The 252-nt window shown below is 52.0% G+C and carries 1 protein-coding gene; it reads left to right on the forward strand.

Annotated elements, in window-relative coordinates:
• The coding region (locus SB725_RS32655) for an aldo/keto reductase (RefSeq protein WP_410923631.1) at positions 1–252 on the forward strand (252 nt) is incomplete at both ends.

Raw genomic sequence — 252 nt, forward strand, 5'->3', positions numbered from 1 at the left:
TTTACTCTCATCGCGTCGATGAAAATACGCCGATGGAAGAAACCGCCTCTGCGCTGGCTCATGCGGTACAAAGCGGTAAGGCGCTGTATGTCGGGATCTCCTCTTACTCGCCAGAGCGGACGCAAAAAATGGTCGAGTTGCTGCGCGAGTGGAAAATTCCGCTGTTAATTCATCAACCTTCGTACAATTTACTGAACCGCTGGGTGGATAAAAGCGGCCTGCTGGATACCCTGCAAAATAACGGCGTGGGCT

The sequence above is a fragment of the Pseudomonas sp. SIMBA_041 genome (genome assembly GCF_046535095.1).
GTDB lineage: Bacteria > Pseudomonadota > Gammaproteobacteria > Pseudomonadales > Pseudomonadaceae > Aquipseudomonas > Aquipseudomonas mucoides.